The 15,870-nt window shown below is 53.1% G+C and carries 16 protein-coding genes; 10 read left to right on the plus strand and 6 right to left on the minus strand.

Features of this window, described 5'->3' with window-relative positions:
* Positions 1-40 precede the first annotated feature (40 nt).
* The gene (locus tag HBM95_06300) at positions 41-940 is read right to left on the minus strand and encodes a LysR family transcriptional regulator (GenBank protein NIH42551.1); all 900 of its coding nucleotides are present in this window, start codon (positions 938-940) and stop codon (positions 41-43) included.
* Positions 941-1,563: 623 nt separating this feature from the next.
* Here HBM95_06300 and ahpC point away from each other — a divergent pair.
* The 6 genes from ahpC to HBM95_06330 all read left to right on the plus strand — a co-directional run bounded on the left by ahpC (position 1,564) and on the right by HBM95_06330 (position 8,295).
* A complete protein-coding gene (gene ahpC, locus HBM95_06305) occupies positions 1,564-2,127 on the plus strand; it encodes an alkyl hydroperoxide reductase subunit C (protein ID NIH42552.1) in 564 nt (187 codons plus the stop codon).
* A gap of 241 nt (positions 2,128-2,368) precedes the next feature.
* Complete coding sequence (gene ahpF / locus HBM95_06310; protein ID NIH42553.1) at positions 2,369-3,934, plus strand: alkyl hydroperoxide reductase subunit F; 1,566 nt, start codon at positions 2,369-2,371, stop codon at positions 3,932-3,934.
* Between the two features lie 191 nt (positions 3,935-4,125).
* Complete coding sequence (locus HBM95_06315; protein NIH42554.1) at positions 4,126-4,701, plus strand: molecular chaperone; 576 nt, start codon at positions 4,126-4,128, stop codon at positions 4,699-4,701.
* Positions 4,698-6,974, plus strand: coding sequence for a molybdopterin-dependent oxidoreductase (locus HBM95_06320; GenBank protein ID NIH42555.1), 2,277 nt, complete (start codon positions 4,698-4,700; stop codon positions 6,972-6,974). Before HBM95_06315 ends, HBM95_06320 begins: the two co-directional genes overlap by 4 nt.
* Positions 6,971-7,528, plus strand: coding sequence for a 4Fe-4S dicluster domain-containing protein (locus HBM95_06325; GenBank protein NIH42556.1), 558 nt, complete (start codon positions 6,971-6,973; stop codon positions 7,526-7,528). The genes HBM95_06320 and HBM95_06325 overlap by 4 nt, the downstream gene beginning before the upstream one ends.
* Positions 7,528-8,295: a dimethyl sulfoxide reductase anchor subunit gene (locus tag HBM95_06330; GenBank protein ID NIH42557.1), complete on the plus strand. Its 768-nt coding sequence runs from the start codon at positions 7,528-7,530 to the stop codon at positions 8,293-8,295. Before HBM95_06325 ends, HBM95_06330 begins: the two co-directional genes overlap by 1 nt.
* A 39-nt stretch (positions 8,296-8,334) precedes the next feature.
* Here the strand turns inward: HBM95_06330 and uspG are convergent, their stop codons facing one another.
* Entirely contained in the window at positions 8,335-8,763 is a 429-nt protein-coding gene (gene uspG, locus HBM95_06335) for a universal stress protein UspG (GenBank protein ID NIH42558.1), read from the minus strand.
* A gap of 181 nt (positions 8,764-8,944) precedes the next feature.
* Here uspG and HBM95_06340 point away from each other — a divergent pair, with 181 nt between their 5' ends.
* Positions 8,945-10,183, plus strand: coding sequence for a glutathione-dependent formaldehyde dehydrogenase (locus HBM95_06340; protein NIH42559.1), 1,239 nt, complete (start codon positions 8,945-8,947; stop codon positions 10,181-10,183).
* Between the two features lie 123 nt (positions 10,184-10,306).
* Here HBM95_06340 and rnk read toward each other — a convergent pair whose 3' ends face one another.
* The gene (gene rnk / locus HBM95_06345; protein ID NIH42560.1) at positions 10,307-10,717 is read right to left on the minus strand and encodes a nucleoside diphosphate kinase regulator; all 411 of its coding nucleotides are present in this window, start codon (positions 10,715-10,717) and stop codon (positions 10,307-10,309) included.
* 246 nt (positions 10,718-10,963) lie between these two features.
* On the opposite strand from rnk, the gene HBM95_06350 reads away from it, so the two are divergent.
* Positions 10,964-11,581 carry a flavin reductase family protein gene (locus HBM95_06350; GenBank protein NIH42561.1) on the plus strand — a complete coding sequence of 206 codons (618 nt, stop codon included), beginning with the start codon at positions 10,964-10,966 and terminating at the stop codon, positions 11,579-11,581.
* Here HBM95_06350 and rna read toward each other — a convergent pair.
* Together rna and dcuC are read right to left on the minus strand one after the other, a co-directional pair.
* Positions 11,575-12,384, minus strand: a complete 810-nt coding sequence (gene rna / locus HBM95_06355; protein ID NIH42562.1) for a ribonuclease I — start codon at positions 12,382-12,384, stop codon at positions 11,575-11,577. The two genes, HBM95_06350 and rna, sit on opposite strands and share 7 nt — an antisense overlap.
* 94 nt (positions 12,385-12,478) lie before the next feature.
* A complete protein-coding gene (gene dcuC / locus HBM95_06360; protein ID NIH42563.1) occupies positions 12,479-13,846 on the minus strand; it encodes an anaerobic C4-dicarboxylate transporter DcuC in 1,368 nt (455 codons plus the stop codon).
* Between the two features lie 434 nt (positions 13,847-14,280).
* Here dcuC and pagP point away from each other — a divergent pair, with 434 nt between their 5' ends.
* Together pagP and cspE are read left to right on the plus strand one after the other, a co-directional pair.
* Complete coding sequence (gene pagP / locus HBM95_06365) at positions 14,281-14,856, plus strand: lipid IV(A) palmitoyltransferase PagP (protein NIH42564.1); 576 nt, start codon at positions 14,281-14,283, stop codon at positions 14,854-14,856.
* A gap of 190 nt (positions 14,857-15,046) precedes the next feature.
* Positions 15,047-15,256, plus strand: a complete 210-nt coding sequence (gene cspE, locus HBM95_06370; protein ID NIH42565.1) for a transcription antiterminator/RNA stability regulator CspE — start codon at positions 15,047-15,049, stop codon at positions 15,254-15,256.
* A gap of 219 nt (positions 15,257-15,475) precedes the next feature.
* On the opposite strand, the gene crcB is transcribed toward cspE, so the two are convergent.
* Positions 15,476-15,859, minus strand: coding sequence for a fluoride efflux transporter CrcB (crcB, locus tag HBM95_06375; GenBank protein NIH42566.1), 384 nt, complete (start codon positions 15,857-15,859; stop codon positions 15,476-15,478).
* Positions 15,860-15,870 lie beyond the last annotated feature (11 nt).

The following is a 15,870-nucleotide window of genomic DNA, read 5'->3' on the forward strand; positions in this document are numbered from 1 at the left end:
ATCGTGGCTCGGCATTCTCAGCGGGAACCACGATGGTTATTCATGGGAGTGTTATTTCTTCAATAAAACTCGCGAATGCTGAGCTATTCAGTGCGGAACGATTATACATCATGTAAATATCAATGCTGGGGAATTGAATATCAGTTTCTACTTTGCGCAGGTTGAGTGCCTGGCCATATTGCTCAAAGGCCGGGGTTGGCGCTAATCCGATGAGGTCCGATGAACTGATCATCGACAACAGAGAAATAAAGGAATCACTACGATAGACAACATTCCTTTCGGTTAAAATGTTTTCGGCTTTTTCATGATAGTCTTTGACGCTGTTCTCATCGCTCAGGTAGGCGGTAAAACTTTCATTGAGGATCTCTTCACGGGTCGGATTTCCGCTCAGGCGGGGGTGGCCCTCACGACAAACAAGGACAAAGGGAAGCTGGTAATACAGCGTGCTGGCGACAGAACGGCTGTTAGAGGTGGCAAAAGAAAATACCAGGTCAGCCTTGCGGTAGGCTAAGAGATCTTCAGCAGAGTCAGGCGCAAGAAAAACATCATGTAATTCAATGGAGTAATTGTACTTATCCATCAGCAGCTTCATAGGGGCAAGCATCGTTTTGGTACTCATAAACTGCGGGCAGTAAATGACAAAGTTCTTCTTTAACCCGCTGCTGTGCATGATGTTGATGGTCTGCTCAAGCTGATTCAGGTTTTGCTCAAGATGATGGTGCAGATTGACCCCGACCGTAGTCGGCGTGATCCCCTTACCTGAACGAATAAACAGCGGATCGTTGAGCTGTCCGCGTAAACGCTGCAGCGACTGGCTTACCGCAGAAGGTGTAATATAGAGTGTCTCAGCGGCTTTACTGATACTCAGATGTTGATAAATGCACTCAAAAATGACCAACAGGTTGAGGTCGAATTTTTTAAGATCGTAGAGGTTTGCCATTTTTCGTCCTGATGATGTCGTGTTTGCTGTGGTTATCACATCACTGATAACTATAGTTTGAAGTTAACCATTTACAATCCTTTCGGTTAACTCTCTTAATTTTAAATTAAACTCACCTTAATATATCACGGCGTCAGATTATTAAAATAGCGCTTCAAAGATGATTAAGATAATTTTATCTTAGAAAGTGAGGTGAAGAGCTTAAATGACAATTGTCATTTATATATCGAGGTATTTTTATCATAAAAAGAAATTTATAACGCCCCGAAATGATGTTCGATACTGCCTATCACAGCCATAGGCAGAAATGCCTCTGTTATGGATTGCTCAATCTCTGCACGGGTGGTGTAATCAAACCGCTGTTACCGCCTTGATATTAAGGGTTGTAGAGCGCAACGCAACGCCAGCTTCGGCTGGTACTGAATGTACCTGCGGGGAATTCAGGTATCAGGGCCGCCCGTCGAGGCGGCCTTTTTACTTTTGGCGTTTCCTTTAAAAGGTTCACCTTACTGTCTTGTTGATGTTGTTAGGTTTGGCTGATTGATTTGATAAAGCATACGCATTAGCCCCGATGAAGAAAGTTGGTTACCTTACATCTCAACGAAAACACGGAGGAAGTACAGATGTCTTTGATTAATACCAAAATTAAACCTTTCAAAAACCAGGCGTTCAAAAACGGTGAATTCATTGAAGTCACCGAGAAAGATACCGAAGGCCGCTGGAGCGTGTTCTTCTTCTATCCTGCTGACTTCACCTTTGTTTGCCCGACTGAACTGGGTGACGTGGCAGACCACTACGAAGAACTGCAGAAGCTGGGCGTCGACGTTTACTCTGTCTCTACCGATACCCACTTCACCCACAAAGCGTGGCACAGCAGCTCTGAAACCATCGCGAAAATTAAATACGCGATGATCGGCGACCCGACTGGCGCCCTGACCCGTAACTTCGACAACATGCGTGAAGATGAAGGCCTGGCCGACCGTGCAACCTTCGTCGTTGACCCGCAGGGCATTATCCAGGCTATCGAAGTTACCGCTGAAGGTATCGGCCGTGATGCTTCTGACCTGCTGCGTAAAGTGAAAGCGGCTCAGTACGTGGCTTCTCACCCAGGTGAAGTGTGCCCGGCGAAATGGAAAGAAGGCGAAGCGACCCTGGCTCCATCCCTGGACCTGGTCGGCAAGATCTAAATTTCCGTCGTCTTTCACGCCATAGCTGCGTTGGCGTCGCCTGCTCACCCCGGTCACTTACTTCAGTAAGCTCCCGGGGATTCTCAGGCTAGCCGCCTTGCTCTGACGCGAAATACTTTGGAAATTGTTTCAGTTATGGGCGCTCCCGCGCCCATTTCATTCCAGCACCATGATGCAAGTTGCATTCAGGCCGCCCCTATAAGGCAGCTTGCATGATGACGTCTTTAGAGAGGGAAGAACCATGCTCGACACTACGATGAAAACCCAGCTCAAGGCTTACCTTGAGAAACTGACCAAACCTGTTGAGCTGATTGCCACGCTGGACGACAGCGCGAAATCGGCAGAGATCAAGGAACTGCTGGCAGAGATCGCTGAACTGTCACCGAAGGTGACCTTTAAAGAAGATAATACGCTTGCCGTCCGTAAGCCTTCTTTCCTGATCGCTAACCCAGGCTCTGACCAGGGGCCGCGCTTTGCCGGCTCTCCGCTGGGACATGAATTTACCTCGCTGGTGCTGGCGCTGCTGTGGACCGGCGGTCATCCGTCTAAAGAAGCGCAGGCGCTGCTGGAGCAGATCCGCGATATCGACGGTGAATTTGAGTTTGAAACCTATTACTCGCTCTCCTGCCACAACTGCCCGGATGTGGTGCAGGCGCTGAACCTGATGTCGGTTCTGAACCCTCGCATCAAACACACGGCGATTGACGGCGGTACGTTCCAGAACGAAATCACCGAGCGCAACGTAATGGGCGTTCCGGCGGTGTATCTGAACGGTCAGGAATTTGGGCAGGGGCGTATGACCCTGACCGAAATCGTTGCCAAAGTGGATACCGGCGCGGAAAAACGCGCGGCGGAAGCGCTGAACCAGCGCGATGCGTACGACGTGCTGATTGTCGGCTCCGGCCCGGCGGGTGCGGCGGCGGCGGTGTACTCTGCGCGTAAAGGGATCCGTACCGGCCTGATGGGCGAACGCTTTGGCGGCCAGGTGCTGGATACCGTAGACATCGAAAACTACATTTCCGTGCCGAAAACCGAAGGCCAGAAGCTGGCGGGTGCGCTGAAGGCACACGTCAGCGACTACGACGTGGACGTGATCGACAGCCAGAGCGCCAGCAAGCTGGTTCCGGCAGCGGTTGAGGGTGGATTACATCAGATTGAAACCGCGTCCGGCGCGGTGCTGAAAGCGCGCAGCGTGATCGTTGCCACCGGCGCGAAATGGCGCAACATGAACGTGCCGGGTGAAGATCAGTATCGCACCAAAGGCGTGACCTACTGCCCACACTGCGACGGCCCGCTGTTCAAAGGTAAACGCGTGGCGGTAATCGGCGGTGGTAACTCCGGCGTGGAAGCGGCTATCGACCTGGCGGGGATCGTTGAGCACGTGACGCTGCTGGAGTTCGCGCCAGAGATGAAGGCCGACCAGGTTCTGCAGGATAAAGTTCGCAGCCTGAAAAACGTTGATATCGTCCTTAACGCGCAAACTACGGAAGTGAAGGGCGACGGCAGCAAAGTGACCGGGCTGGAATATCGTGACCGCGTAAGCGGCGACGTTCATAGTGTTCAGCTTTCGGGTATCTTCGTACAAATTGGCCTGCTGCCAAACACCACCTGGCTTGAAGGCGCGATTGAGCGCAACCGCATGGGCGAGATCATCATCGATGCGAAATGCGAGACCAGCGTGAAGGGTGTGTTTGCCGCAGGCGACTGCACGACCGTGCCGTACAAGCAGATCATCATCGCCACTGGCGAAGGTGCGAAAGCGTCCCTGAGCGCATTTGACTATCTGATCCGCACCAAAACCGCATAATAAAAGAAAGCAAGACGATACCTGCAGTAGCCACCCCATCATGGGGTGGCTTTTTTTTTAGGTTTTTTTTACCCTCAATTATCCTCGTTATTGACTACTTCATGCGTTAATTACCTGCTTCGATCAAAGAAATTAATAAGCCTGCTGATAATATCTCGTCGTTTTCCCGTCGATAAATATTTATATTTAATATGAATGATAAAGATATATTCACCTCTTCAACATATGAGGCGTTAACCTCTTTTGAAATAAAGGGGCTAACGTTTCGCGATTTTTTTAACGCGGCGGATACAACATCGCGATGCGCCTCGTTACACCTTTTATTTCCGGAGAGTCGAGCCTGGCAGCAGGATGAGGCGTTAGAGGTAGAGTATGACTTCAACGCTCTGTTTGTCGGCCCTGCGACGCTGCTGGCACCGCCTTATGCCTCGGTGTATCTGGATGAGGAGCCGCTGCTGATGGGGGCCACTACGCTTAGAGTGCGCGAATTCCTGCAAAACATGGGGCTGTTCGTGACGGAGGAGAATAGCGTTCCCGACGATCACATCAGCTATGAAATGGAGCTGGCGGTGATGCTCTCTGCGCATGCCAGACATTCGCCGCAATATCACGATGCGCTTACCCGCTTTGTACTCGGCCATCTCGAATTATGGCTCCCTGCATTTATCACAAAAATAAATGATTGTGCAAAAACTTCCGCAATGAAATGTCTCGCGTCGCAACTGACTAATTGGTTTGATGAATTAAAAACGAGAGTAATATTATGAGTATTGATAAAGGGCAGCTAAACCGACGCTCCTTTTTAAAAGGACTGATTGCGCTGGGTACCGTCGCCGCATTACCCGGCGGATTATTATCATCCCGATGTGCCATGGCACAGCCTCCCATTCCGTTTAACCCGAAAACCTACAAAATTTTCCGTAACGCTTGCCCGCGTAACTGCTACGACACCTGCAGCTTAAAAACCTGGGTCAAAGATGACGTTATCACCTTTGTCGACGGGGCGAGCGAGTCCACGTTTACGCACGGCGCGCCGTGTGTGAAAGGGCTGACCTACCCGCGCCGGGTCTACTCCCCGGATCGTATTAAATACCCGATGATTCAGGATGGTCGCGGCAGCGGTAAATGGCGTCGCATCTCCTGGGATGAAGCCATGCAGCGCATTGCCAGCAAAATGCTGGAGATTAAAAAGAAAGACGGCTCTATGCTCGGCCTGGCGCTGTCGAAATACTCCGGCAACCTGGGCGTGATGAGCTATGCCGTGGAAGGAATGATGTCTTCTCTCGGTTACACCACGCGGTTTGCCGGTACGCCATGCTGGCCGGCTGGGATCGATGCTCAGCACTACGACATGGGCGACATGTGGTGTAACGACCCGGAAGATCTGGTTAAAGCAAAATACATCATTATCTGGGGGGCAAACCCGGCGTGGTGCTCCATGCACACCATGAAGTACATCTATCAGGCGCGTGAGAAAGGGGCGAAAGTGGTGGTCATTGATCCGCTGTTCTCGCAAACCGCCGCGAAAGCCGATCTGTATTTGCGCGTGCGCCCAGGCTCAGACGGTGCGCTGGCGCTGGGGATGGCGCGCCATCTGCTGGATATAGGCCGCGTCGACCAGGAGTTTGTGAATAACTTCGCGCACGGTTTCCCGGAGTTCGAGCAGTATCTGCGCAGCAATATCACCGTTGAGTGGGCGTCTGAAATCTGTGGCCTGTCGGCAGACGTAATTCGCCAACTGGCGGAAGAGTTCACCGCGGTAAAACCCGCCACCGTCTGGATCGGCTACGGGATGCAGCGCCACGTCAACGGCGGGGCGAACGTGCGCGCCATTGACGCCTTCGTTGCCATGACCGGCAACATCGGTGTGGAAGGCGGCGGTGCCCGCTACGGCCATCTGCAGACCTGGGGCTACAACTACCATGCGATGACGCAGAAGCCACCGGTCGGGTCTGTTGGCATGGTGGGCGAAAGCGGCCCGGTAGGCGAGTTCGTCAGCGACAGTGGCGAGAAGAGCCACTACTCCGACCGCGCGCTGAACCTGAACCAGACCGCGCAGAGCATTCTTGATGCCAACGATCCGCCCATTCGTATGCTCTGGGTGGCGTGTAAGAACCCGTTTGCCCAGGACTTTGACCGCAACAAAATGGAAAAAGCCTTCAGCAAGCTGGAGATGGTGGTCTGCGTCGATCAGTTCTTCAACGAGACAGTGCAGCATGCCGATATCGTGCTGCCGGTGACCACGACCTTTGAGCACTGGAACCTGTCGTCGTCTTACTGGCATTACTGGCTGTCGGTGAATGAACCGGCCATTAAGCCGATGTACGAATGCAAGAGCGATCTGGATATTGCCGTGCTGCTCTCGCGTACCATCAACAAAATGGAGCCGGGCTCCTGTACCTTCCCGCAGGACATTGACCAGAAAAAATGGCTCGACCTTGAGTTTAATGAGGGCATGGCGAAACAGTTCGGCATCCGCTCCTGGGACGATCTGCTGGATGGGCCGGTGAAAGCCAAAATGGTCAGCTCTGCAGCCTGGCACGACCGCAAGTTTAAAACGCCATCGGGCAAGTATGAGTTCCTCTCTGAGCTATGTGAAAAGAACGGCCATAAAGCGCTGCCGGAGTATATGCCGGCCGCAGAGGGCAAGCTGCCGTTCCATCTCTTCACCCCGCACTTGCAGTACGGCCTCCACTCTCAGTTCGTCAACCTCGACTGGATGCAGGTCTTCTGGCCGGAGCCGTTTGTCTATATCCATCCTGCCGCTGCGCAGAAGAAGGGCATTCGCGAGCTGGCAAAAGTCCGCGTGTTTAACGACGTGGGCGAAGTGGAGCTGCGGGCGAAGATCACCACCAACGTGCCGGAAGATTTCCTGGTGATGTATGAGTCCTGGTTTAACAAGCTTAAGTACAACGTGCAGAACGTCGTGAAAGATACGCCAGCCGATATGGGCAAAATGGCAACCGGTGCACCTGGCGCGGCGATCCACAGCCAGTTTGTCGACATTGCCCTTATCGCGAATGAAGGAGCAGACGCATGAGACGCGCATTTTTAGTAAACAGTGATAAATGTATTGGCTGCCGCGGATGCGCCATGGCCTGCAAGAGTTTTAACCAGCTTGAGCCGGATCGTTTCTGGCGCTATGTCTATCCGCTGGATAAAGAAATTTATCCGCATGAGGAGCGTGCGTTTTTCTCGCTGGCCTGTAACCACTGTGAAAACCCGGCCTGTCTGGCGGCGTGTCCGGTGGAAGCCTACACCAAACGTGATGACGGCGTGGTGGTGCATAACCCTGAACGCTGCATCGGCTGTAAAAACTGCATCCGTAACTGCCCGTACGGCGCCCCGCGCTTCAATGAGGAGACGCAAAAGGCTGAGAAGTGCAGCATGTGCTATGAACGTCTGGATATCGGAATGGCCCCGGCCTGCGTTAACGCGTGCCCGGTCGGTGCGCTGACGATTATCGATCTGGATGCCGATCCGCTGCCGAACAATGCTGTGCAGTATCCGCCTGGCTTCCCGAAGATGCCTCAGCTTAATCCGGGTACGCGCTTCATTCTGGCCCGTCAGCCAAAACAGCCGGGGGATAAATAATGGAAAAGTATGAATTACCGCTCGTTATCTTTACCGTGCTGAGCCAGATGTCCGTCGGGATGACGCTGCTCCTGACCTGGCGCACGCTGCGTGGCGAAGTCATTGGCAACCGCATGCACTGGCTGATTACCGGGCTGATTCTGGGCGTGGCCTCCGTCGCCGCGGTGCTGCATCTGGCGCACCCGGAACACGCTTACAATGCGCTCATTAACCTGAAGCATGCCTGGCTGAGCCGTGAAATTCTGGGCGCGACCCTCTACGGCGCCATGATTGGGCTGGCCTTCCTGAGTAAGGGGAACAAAGGCGCGGCGCTGCTGGCGTCCCTGTTCGGGATCCTGCTGGTGGTGGTGCAGGGGATGACCTACGCGGCACCGGCGATGCAGGCTATTGCCAACGGCATCACCATGATGCTGTTCTTTGCGACGGTCTGGGTGATGGGCTGTGCCGCAACGCCGCTGCTTGGGCTGAAAGCATCAAACGCCGCGCTGCGCCAGGGGATTATCGCCCTGATGGCGCTGCTGATTGCCGCGCCGGTGATGTGGCTCAGCGGTGGCACTATCATGAAGATGACCGCTCACGCCTGGCTAAGCTCGCCGCTTTATCTGGGCAGCCTGCTGTGCTGCGTCGTGGGAGGCGTGTTGTCGATGAAGCGCCAGCCGATGCAGAAAGCGGTGTTTGCGCTCCTGCTGGTGGGCGTGGTGCTCAGCCGTCTGACCTTCTTCGGCGATACCGTCAGCACCATCGTCAATATTGGTCACCTGTACTGATAAACAAAACCCCGCGAAAGCGGGGTTTTTTGTTGGTATTTACCGGACCACCATCACCGGAATGTGGGTATGGCGGATCACGCTGGAGGCGTTCGACCCCAGCAGGTGAGTGGTAATGGAAGGATTACGTGAACCGATCACCACCACGTCTGCATCCAGCTCCGCGGCCAGCTCATTGACGGCATCGCGCACGCTACCGAACCGGACGTGGGTTTTGATGCGGGAAGGGTCGATGCTGAAATGCCCGACCATGGTCTGCAGGCGCGTCTCGGCTTCGTGCTGTAAATGCTCCTCAAAGCGACGCACGTCGGCGGCAAAGCGGTGCAGACTCAGGCTGGCAGAGCCCGGTAAGACATGTAAAAGATGAATAATTCCGTCCTGCTGCGCGAGAAATTCCGCGTGGCGCACAGCCTTGTCGCTCAGTTCCATTTCGAAAACATCAACCGGCATAATGATTGTCTTATACATAACCGTTTCTCCTTGTTTATAAACGCTGGATACATTCAACCACAAAATATGAATGGTTTCTGTAAGCGCTTCGGCACTTTTCCTCTCTCGCCAGGATAAATCTCAAAAGGCGCGTATTTCCCGGCAGACATTCAGAGGTAGCTACCCTTTATAAACTTACCTGAAACCTTTCGGAGGTTGCATGAAAGCACTCACGTATCACGGTCCGCACCATGTTCGCGTCGAGAATGTCCCCGATCCCATCATTGAACAGCCCGACGATATCATCCTGCGCGTCACGGCCACGGCGATTTGCGGCTCCGACCTGCATCTCTATCGCGGAAAGATCCCAAAGGTGCAGCACGGCGACATTTTTGGACATGAATTTATGGGCGAGATCGTCGAGTGCGGTCGGGAGGTGAAGGATCTGCAAAAAGGCGATCGCGTGGTGATCCCCTTTGTCATCGCCTGTGGTGACTGCTTCTTTTGCCGTCTGCAGCAGTACGCGGCCTGTGAGAATACCAATGCCGGGCAGGGCGCCGCGCTGAACAAAAAGCAAATTCCCGCGCCGGCAGCGCTGTTTGGCTATAGCCATCTCTACGGCGGCGTGCCGGGAGGACAGGCGGAATATGTGCGTGTGCCGAAAGGCAACGTCGGACCGTTTAAGGTGCCGCAGCTGCTCTCCGATGATAAGGCCCTCTTCCTGTCTGATATTTTACCCACCGCCTGGCAGGCGGCAAAAAATGCGCAAATTGAAAAAGGCTCCAGCGTTGCCGTTTTTGGTGCCGGTCCGGTGGGGTTACTGACTATAGCCTGCGCGCGGCTACTAGGGGCTGAGCAGATCTTTGTTATCGACCATCACCCCTACAGGCTGCGGTTTGCCGAGGCGCGTTACGGCGCCATCCCCATCAACTTCGATGATGATAACGACGCGGCGGAAAAGATCATTGAGCAAACCGCCGGGCAGCGGGGCGTCGATGCCGTCATTGATGCCGTCGGGTTCGAAGCCAAAGGCAGCACGACGGAGACGATCCTCAGCAACCTTAAAATCGAGGGCAGCAGCGGCAAAGCGCTGCGCCAGTGTATCGCTGCCGTCCGGCGCGGCGGGGTAGTCAGCGTACCCGGCGTGTATGCCGGGTTTATTCATGGCTTCCTGTTTGGGGATGCCTTCGATAAGGGGCTGACGTTTAAGATGGGCCAGACGCACGTCCACGCCTGGCTGGGCGAGCTGTTACCGCTGATCGAAAAAGGGCTGCTGACGCCGGAAGAGATTGTGACCCATTATCTCCCCCTGGCGGATGCGGAGCGTGCCTATAAGATTTTTGAAAAACGGGAGGAGGAGTGCCGGAAGGTGATTCTGGTGCCCGGCGCAGAAACGCCTGAGGCCGCCGAGCAAAAAGTGAAGGGCCTGGTGAATGCGTTCCCGGGCGGCGTCGTGTGAGGTCACTCGCCAGTGGCGTTCAGGATACTGTCCCGGGTTGTAGCACAATCGGGTGAAGATGTTCGGAAAGAGGATGCAGGCGCATCCTCTGTGCAACGCGGGTCGCGTTTGTTCAGAATGACATTAACGCAGGTAATCGCCCGCAGCTTCTGGCTGGTAGAGCAGCTCCAGCACTTCCAGATGGGTGGAGGCACCGCCCGGCAATTCCCAGTGGATAGTATCGCCCGTGCGCAGCCCCAGCAGCGCGGCTCCCACTGGAGCAAGAACCGAAAGCTGCGCGCTGCTGTCGGTCATCTGAGCCGGGTAAACCAGCGTGCGGGTCAGCTCTTCACCGGTGGTGAGGTTGCGGAATTTCACCTGGCTGTTCATGGTGACCACGTCATGCGGCATGGACTCTGGCGTGCACATCTGCGCGCGGTCGAGCTCCTCATTCAGGGCGTCGGCCACCGGAAGTGAGGCGAATTCTGCTTTTTCCAGCAGTCTGTCGATACGTTCTGCGTCGAGCTCGTTGATGATAATTGTAGGTCTGGACATTTTTTACTCCATGTCGTTAATGCTGCGTCTAACGCAGAAACCAATCCAAAAGAAAACCCTCGCCGTCTGGCAGCGAGGGTTTTACTCTCCCGATGATACTGGCTGAACGGGCAAGTTTGAAGTGATGAAAGTCACATTCATGGGCCATATGAATTTTTGCTGAAATTTATTCAGTCTTCATTCCTGACGGATTGCGTTACGCTGTGTGTCCTGAACCAGGGCGTTGCCCGCCAACGAGAGAGAACTATGTACTTCTACCAACCGTCTCAGGGTCACGGCCTGCCGCACGATCCGCTGAACGCCATTATTGGTCCACGTCCGATCGGCTGGATTTCCTCATGCGATAAGACCGGGCAGCAGAACCTCGCGCCGTATAGCTTCTTTAACTGCTTTAACTATCGTCCACCGATCATCGGCTTTTCCAGCAACGGCTGGAAAGACAGCGTGCGTAATATTGCTGAAACAAAGGAGTTTGTCTGGAACCTGGCGACGCGCGATCTCGCTGAAGCGATGAATCTAACCTCCGCCACGCTTCCTCACGACCGGGATGAATTCACCTTTTCGGGATTAACGCCTGCCGCAAGCCAGCTGGTGAGCGCTCCCCGTGTGGCGGAAAGCCCGGTCAATTTTGAGTGCCGCCTGTCTCAGTGCATTCAGCTTACCGGCGCCGACGGTACGCCGGTGGATACCTGGCTGGTGCTGGGAGAAGTGGTCGGGATCCATATTGCCGAAACGCTGCTGGAAGAGGGGATATACCAGACGGCGAAAGCGCAGCCCATCCTGCGAGCGGGTGGGCCGACGGCTTACTATGGTATCAGTGACGAACACCGGTTCGACATGGTGCGCCCGACGGTGGGTCAGTAACCGGCTTTATCAATGACAAATTGTTTTCCGCAGTTGCCTGGATGCGGCTGCGGGGCAAAGGATGCCACAGAAAGCGGGGCGTTAATGGTGTCTGCTTTCAGCGAAATCTGCATCTCGGTCAGATACGCAGGATTACCGTTGCAGGTCAGCTTGAAGGCTTTGATATTTTCCTTGCCCCAGGTTTTGGCAACGGCGCTGTCAAAATCAATGCGGCTGACGGTTTTACCGTAATTTTCCGCAAGGAAATGACCGACGGCGCTGTTTTTCATTTCCTGATTCATTCTCACCATGGTGCCGAAATAGGCGTCGGGATCAAAACCAAAGCAGACACCATGTTTGGCATATTCGTACCGTTCCAGACAGGAGTTTCCACCCGCGCCCGGCATGACCTCATTCAGCTTAGCCGCGCCGGAGAGCGACAACCCTGTTTCGGCGGCAGCACACTTCCGGCTGGCCTTCACTTCCGGCATGTTCGGGATGGGACGCGTGGCGCAGCCAAATCGCATCCAACGACGTTCATCCACGCCGCGTGCAGCTATCGATTTTGGCAGGCCTGGCCATAATCCGTGAACGGTCAGAAAATCGGTTTTATTATCGCGCTCTTTTTGCAGACGACATTCATCCGGTTCATTGCGGTTACGCTCAACCATGCTTTGACAAAACCCCGTTTGCCAGGACAAAGCCAGCACATAGCGATCGAAATCGCCGTACTGCGTGGCCTTGAGGGGTTCGGCCTGTGCTGAGAAGAGACTGAGTGCAAGCGCTGCTGCGCCAGACGGGATAACGATATCCTTCCTGAACATGTGATTTCCTGATTGGTTGTGCGCAATTCATTTTTGTGGGTTATTAAAGCACAAAAAGCGCCCTAAGGCGCTTTTTGGCAATCAGGAATTTAACTTAGGCGGCGCCGGGAACCAGCACTTCGGTAGCAATAATGACGATGACCAGGCCAACCAGCACCGGTACTGACGTGCGTTTCACCACTTCAAACGGCGAGATTTTTGCCATCCCGGCAACCGCAACCACCACGCCTGAGACAGGCGAGATGGTACGACCCAGGTTTGAGGCCTGGAGCATGGGAATGGAAAGATAAGCCGGATTGATACCGGACGAGTGAGCCAGCTTAGGGATCATCTCAACGAAGGCGTAAAATGGCGCGTTACCCGAACCCGTGGTCATTGCCGCCAGCATGGTCAGTACCACCAGGACCAGCATCAGGATAATACTGGCTGAGCCAAACGAGGTGGCGATGGAGATCAGGCTCTGGATAAAGCCAATCGTGCTCAGGCCCTGGGCAAAGACGCCCGCCGCAACCAACAGCATCACCACGCCCGCGAAGGCATCCGCCATACCGCGATATGCCACCTCAAGGCCGGAGAAGACTTTTTGCGTGTTGAAACCGCGTATGAACTCCAGCACAGCAGCCAGCAGCATGCAGATAACCAGAATAGTAATAATGTGCAGCTGTGGGCCCCATTTTCCGTCAAAAATGAGCACGCCGATAATCGGCGTGAACGGCAGAATGGCATAGAACGCAGGCGCGGTGGTGGTGATTTCGCTTACATCCATCATTTCATGGCTAATGTTCTCTTTCTTATCGAGATAGCGCTGCCAGAAGAAATGCGCGATACCCATTCCCACAATGGCGACAATCGAGATTGGCAGCGTGGTCTTAAAGGCGAAGTCGATAAGCGACATTTCGGCTGCTTTCGCCGCCAGCACCACGTCACCTGACGTAGGGGAGAGAATAATGGCCGCCGGGGAAGCGCAAATTGCCGCCGCCGCCCCGCGGCTGATGCCCACGTTCACCATCACCGGGAACAGCGTGGCCATTAACAGTACGCCAAGCCCGGTTGCCGATGAAACGGCCAGCGACATCAGGCAGGCGAGGAAATAGGCGGCAACCATCAGCAGATACGGCGAGTTAATGTACTGCAGGGGTTTCGAGGCAAGCTTCACAACCATGTCGTTCGCGCCGATATGGGTCATATAGGCTGCAAAACCGCACAGCATCATGATCATCATACCCAGATCGCCACCGCGGCTCATGAGCAGTATTTTAATATATTCAACAATATCTGTAGCGGTGTAACCCGTGCTGGCTGCGCTGGCAGGTAAAACCTGATGACCCATTACTGCGCTGATAATCAGCAGCGTTAACCCACCAACAAATAAAACGCCTGTGGCTGAGTATCCTTTGATGATGTAACGCGCTACACCCACAATGACGACGACCCCAATTAGGAGCTCGATAAACGTAAGCATGATTTCCCCTGTATCTTTATGCCCTGAGATATAAAAAATTAATATAAAAAGAAGGATGAAAATGTGCCGAATTAATGGCCTGTCCTTGCTGATTAAAATCAATAAACAGACGACTAACGAACAGCATAACAGCGTTTTTGCCGCGGCTCAGGCATTTATGTCATAAGGATCTTGACCGTCAAAGATAGCGTAACATGTCTATCTAATGATAACAAAATGTTAAGATTTTGTGTGATCTGGCCCGTTAATCCTGGAGACGGTTAACGGGCAGTAGGCATACATAGTATGGGTTTATTCAGCGTGTGCAGAACTCCGCTTTAAGAATATTCCCGAAAAGGGGCCTGATATTTAAGAGTAGCGCTGATGCTGTTAAGGCTTGGTTCAATTATTTTATGGTAAACTTTGCCTCGAATATCAAGAATGGTAATTGCATTGTGAGTGTACGTAATACTTTTTTCTCTATTTTATTGTTTATTATTGGCCAGTTAACGTTTTCTTCTGTTGCACAGGCAGAGGACAATGCGACGGATAAAGGCTGGTTCTCTACTTTTACGGATAATGTATCGCAGACCTGGTCAGCACCTGAACATTATGATCTCTATGTTCCGGCAATAACGTGGCACGCGCGCTTTGCTTACGACAAAGAGAAAACGGATAAATACAACGAGCGTCCCTGGGGCGCGGGTTTTGGGCAGTCGCGCTGGGATGAAAAAGGAAACTGGCATGGCATCTATCTGATGGCCTTCAAAGACTCCTTTAACAAGTGGGAACCGATTGGTGGCTACGGCTGGGAAAAAACCTGGCGCCCGTTAGCGGATGAGAACTTCCACGTTGGTCTGGGCTATACCGCCGGGGTGACCGCGCGCGACAACTGGAAGTATATTCCGATCCCTGTGTTGCTGCCTCTGGCCTCTGTTGGCTATGGCCCTGCAACGTTCCAGATGACCTACATTCCGGGGACATACAACAACGGTAACGTTTACTTCGCCTGGATGCGTTTTCAGTTTTAACTGACATAACGTTACTTGGTGGTGAAAAAACGCGCAGTCGTTGATTCATAAGCGATAAAAATCTGCCAGTGAAAATTAACGCGACTTTAGTCACTTTTTGTCAAAGATCCGCTGGACAAAAGGTCCCACAATTGATGTACTGGTAACCGACACAGCATTTGTGTCGTTTTTTAATGTAAAGGTAATTTTGATGTCTAAGATTAAAGGTAACGTTAAGTGGTTTAATGAGTCCAAAGGATTCGGTTTCATTACTCCTGAAGATGGCAGCAAAGACGTGTTCGTACACTTCTCTGCAATCCAGTCTAATGGTTTCAAAACTCTGGCTGAAGGTCAGCGTGTAGAGTTCGAAATCACTAACGGTGCCAAAGGCCCTTCTGCTGCTAACGTAATCGCTCTGTAATTCAGACGCGTCAGCAAGAATTTCAAAACCCGCTCATTGAGCGGGTTTTTTTCGTTATGAATCAGCCAAGCAGGTACATTTTCAGGAAGCTGGCCACGATCAGTACGCTCAACAACACTATGCCTGCGCTCATCAGACTCTGTTTCATTCTGTCACCCTCGTTCAGTATTGCCTCCAGAGTGACAGAGAAAAATTAAGCCAACATTAACGCTCCGGCAGTTAATGCGTGCTGACAGAGGAAAATAACCAAAATGCGATCCCCGTCATCGCGAAGGATCCGATCATGTTGATGGCGATATTCACCAGCGCCCAGCCGATACGACCTTCCTGAAAGAGAAAAACTGTTTCCGCAGAAAAGGTTGAAAAGGTGGTCAAACCGCCGCAGAAGCCGGTGGTAATCAAGACTTTCCACATGGGATCGATGTGCGTCATCCGGTTAAACCAGGCCAGGCCCATACCAATGATAAAAGCACCAATCAGGTTGGCGGCCAGTGTCCCCATTGGAATCGCCTGATGCAGCGGATTAAAACGCATACTCAGGAACCACCTCGCAACGCTCCCTGTGCCTCCACCAATAAAAACAGCTAAAAGGAGTTGTAACACGCTAAATACCT

The organism is Enterobacter asburiae (assembly GCA_011754535.1).
In the GTDB taxonomy this organism is placed as follows: domain Bacteria; phylum Pseudomonadota; class Gammaproteobacteria; order Enterobacterales; family Enterobacteriaceae; genus Enterobacter; species Enterobacter cloacae_N.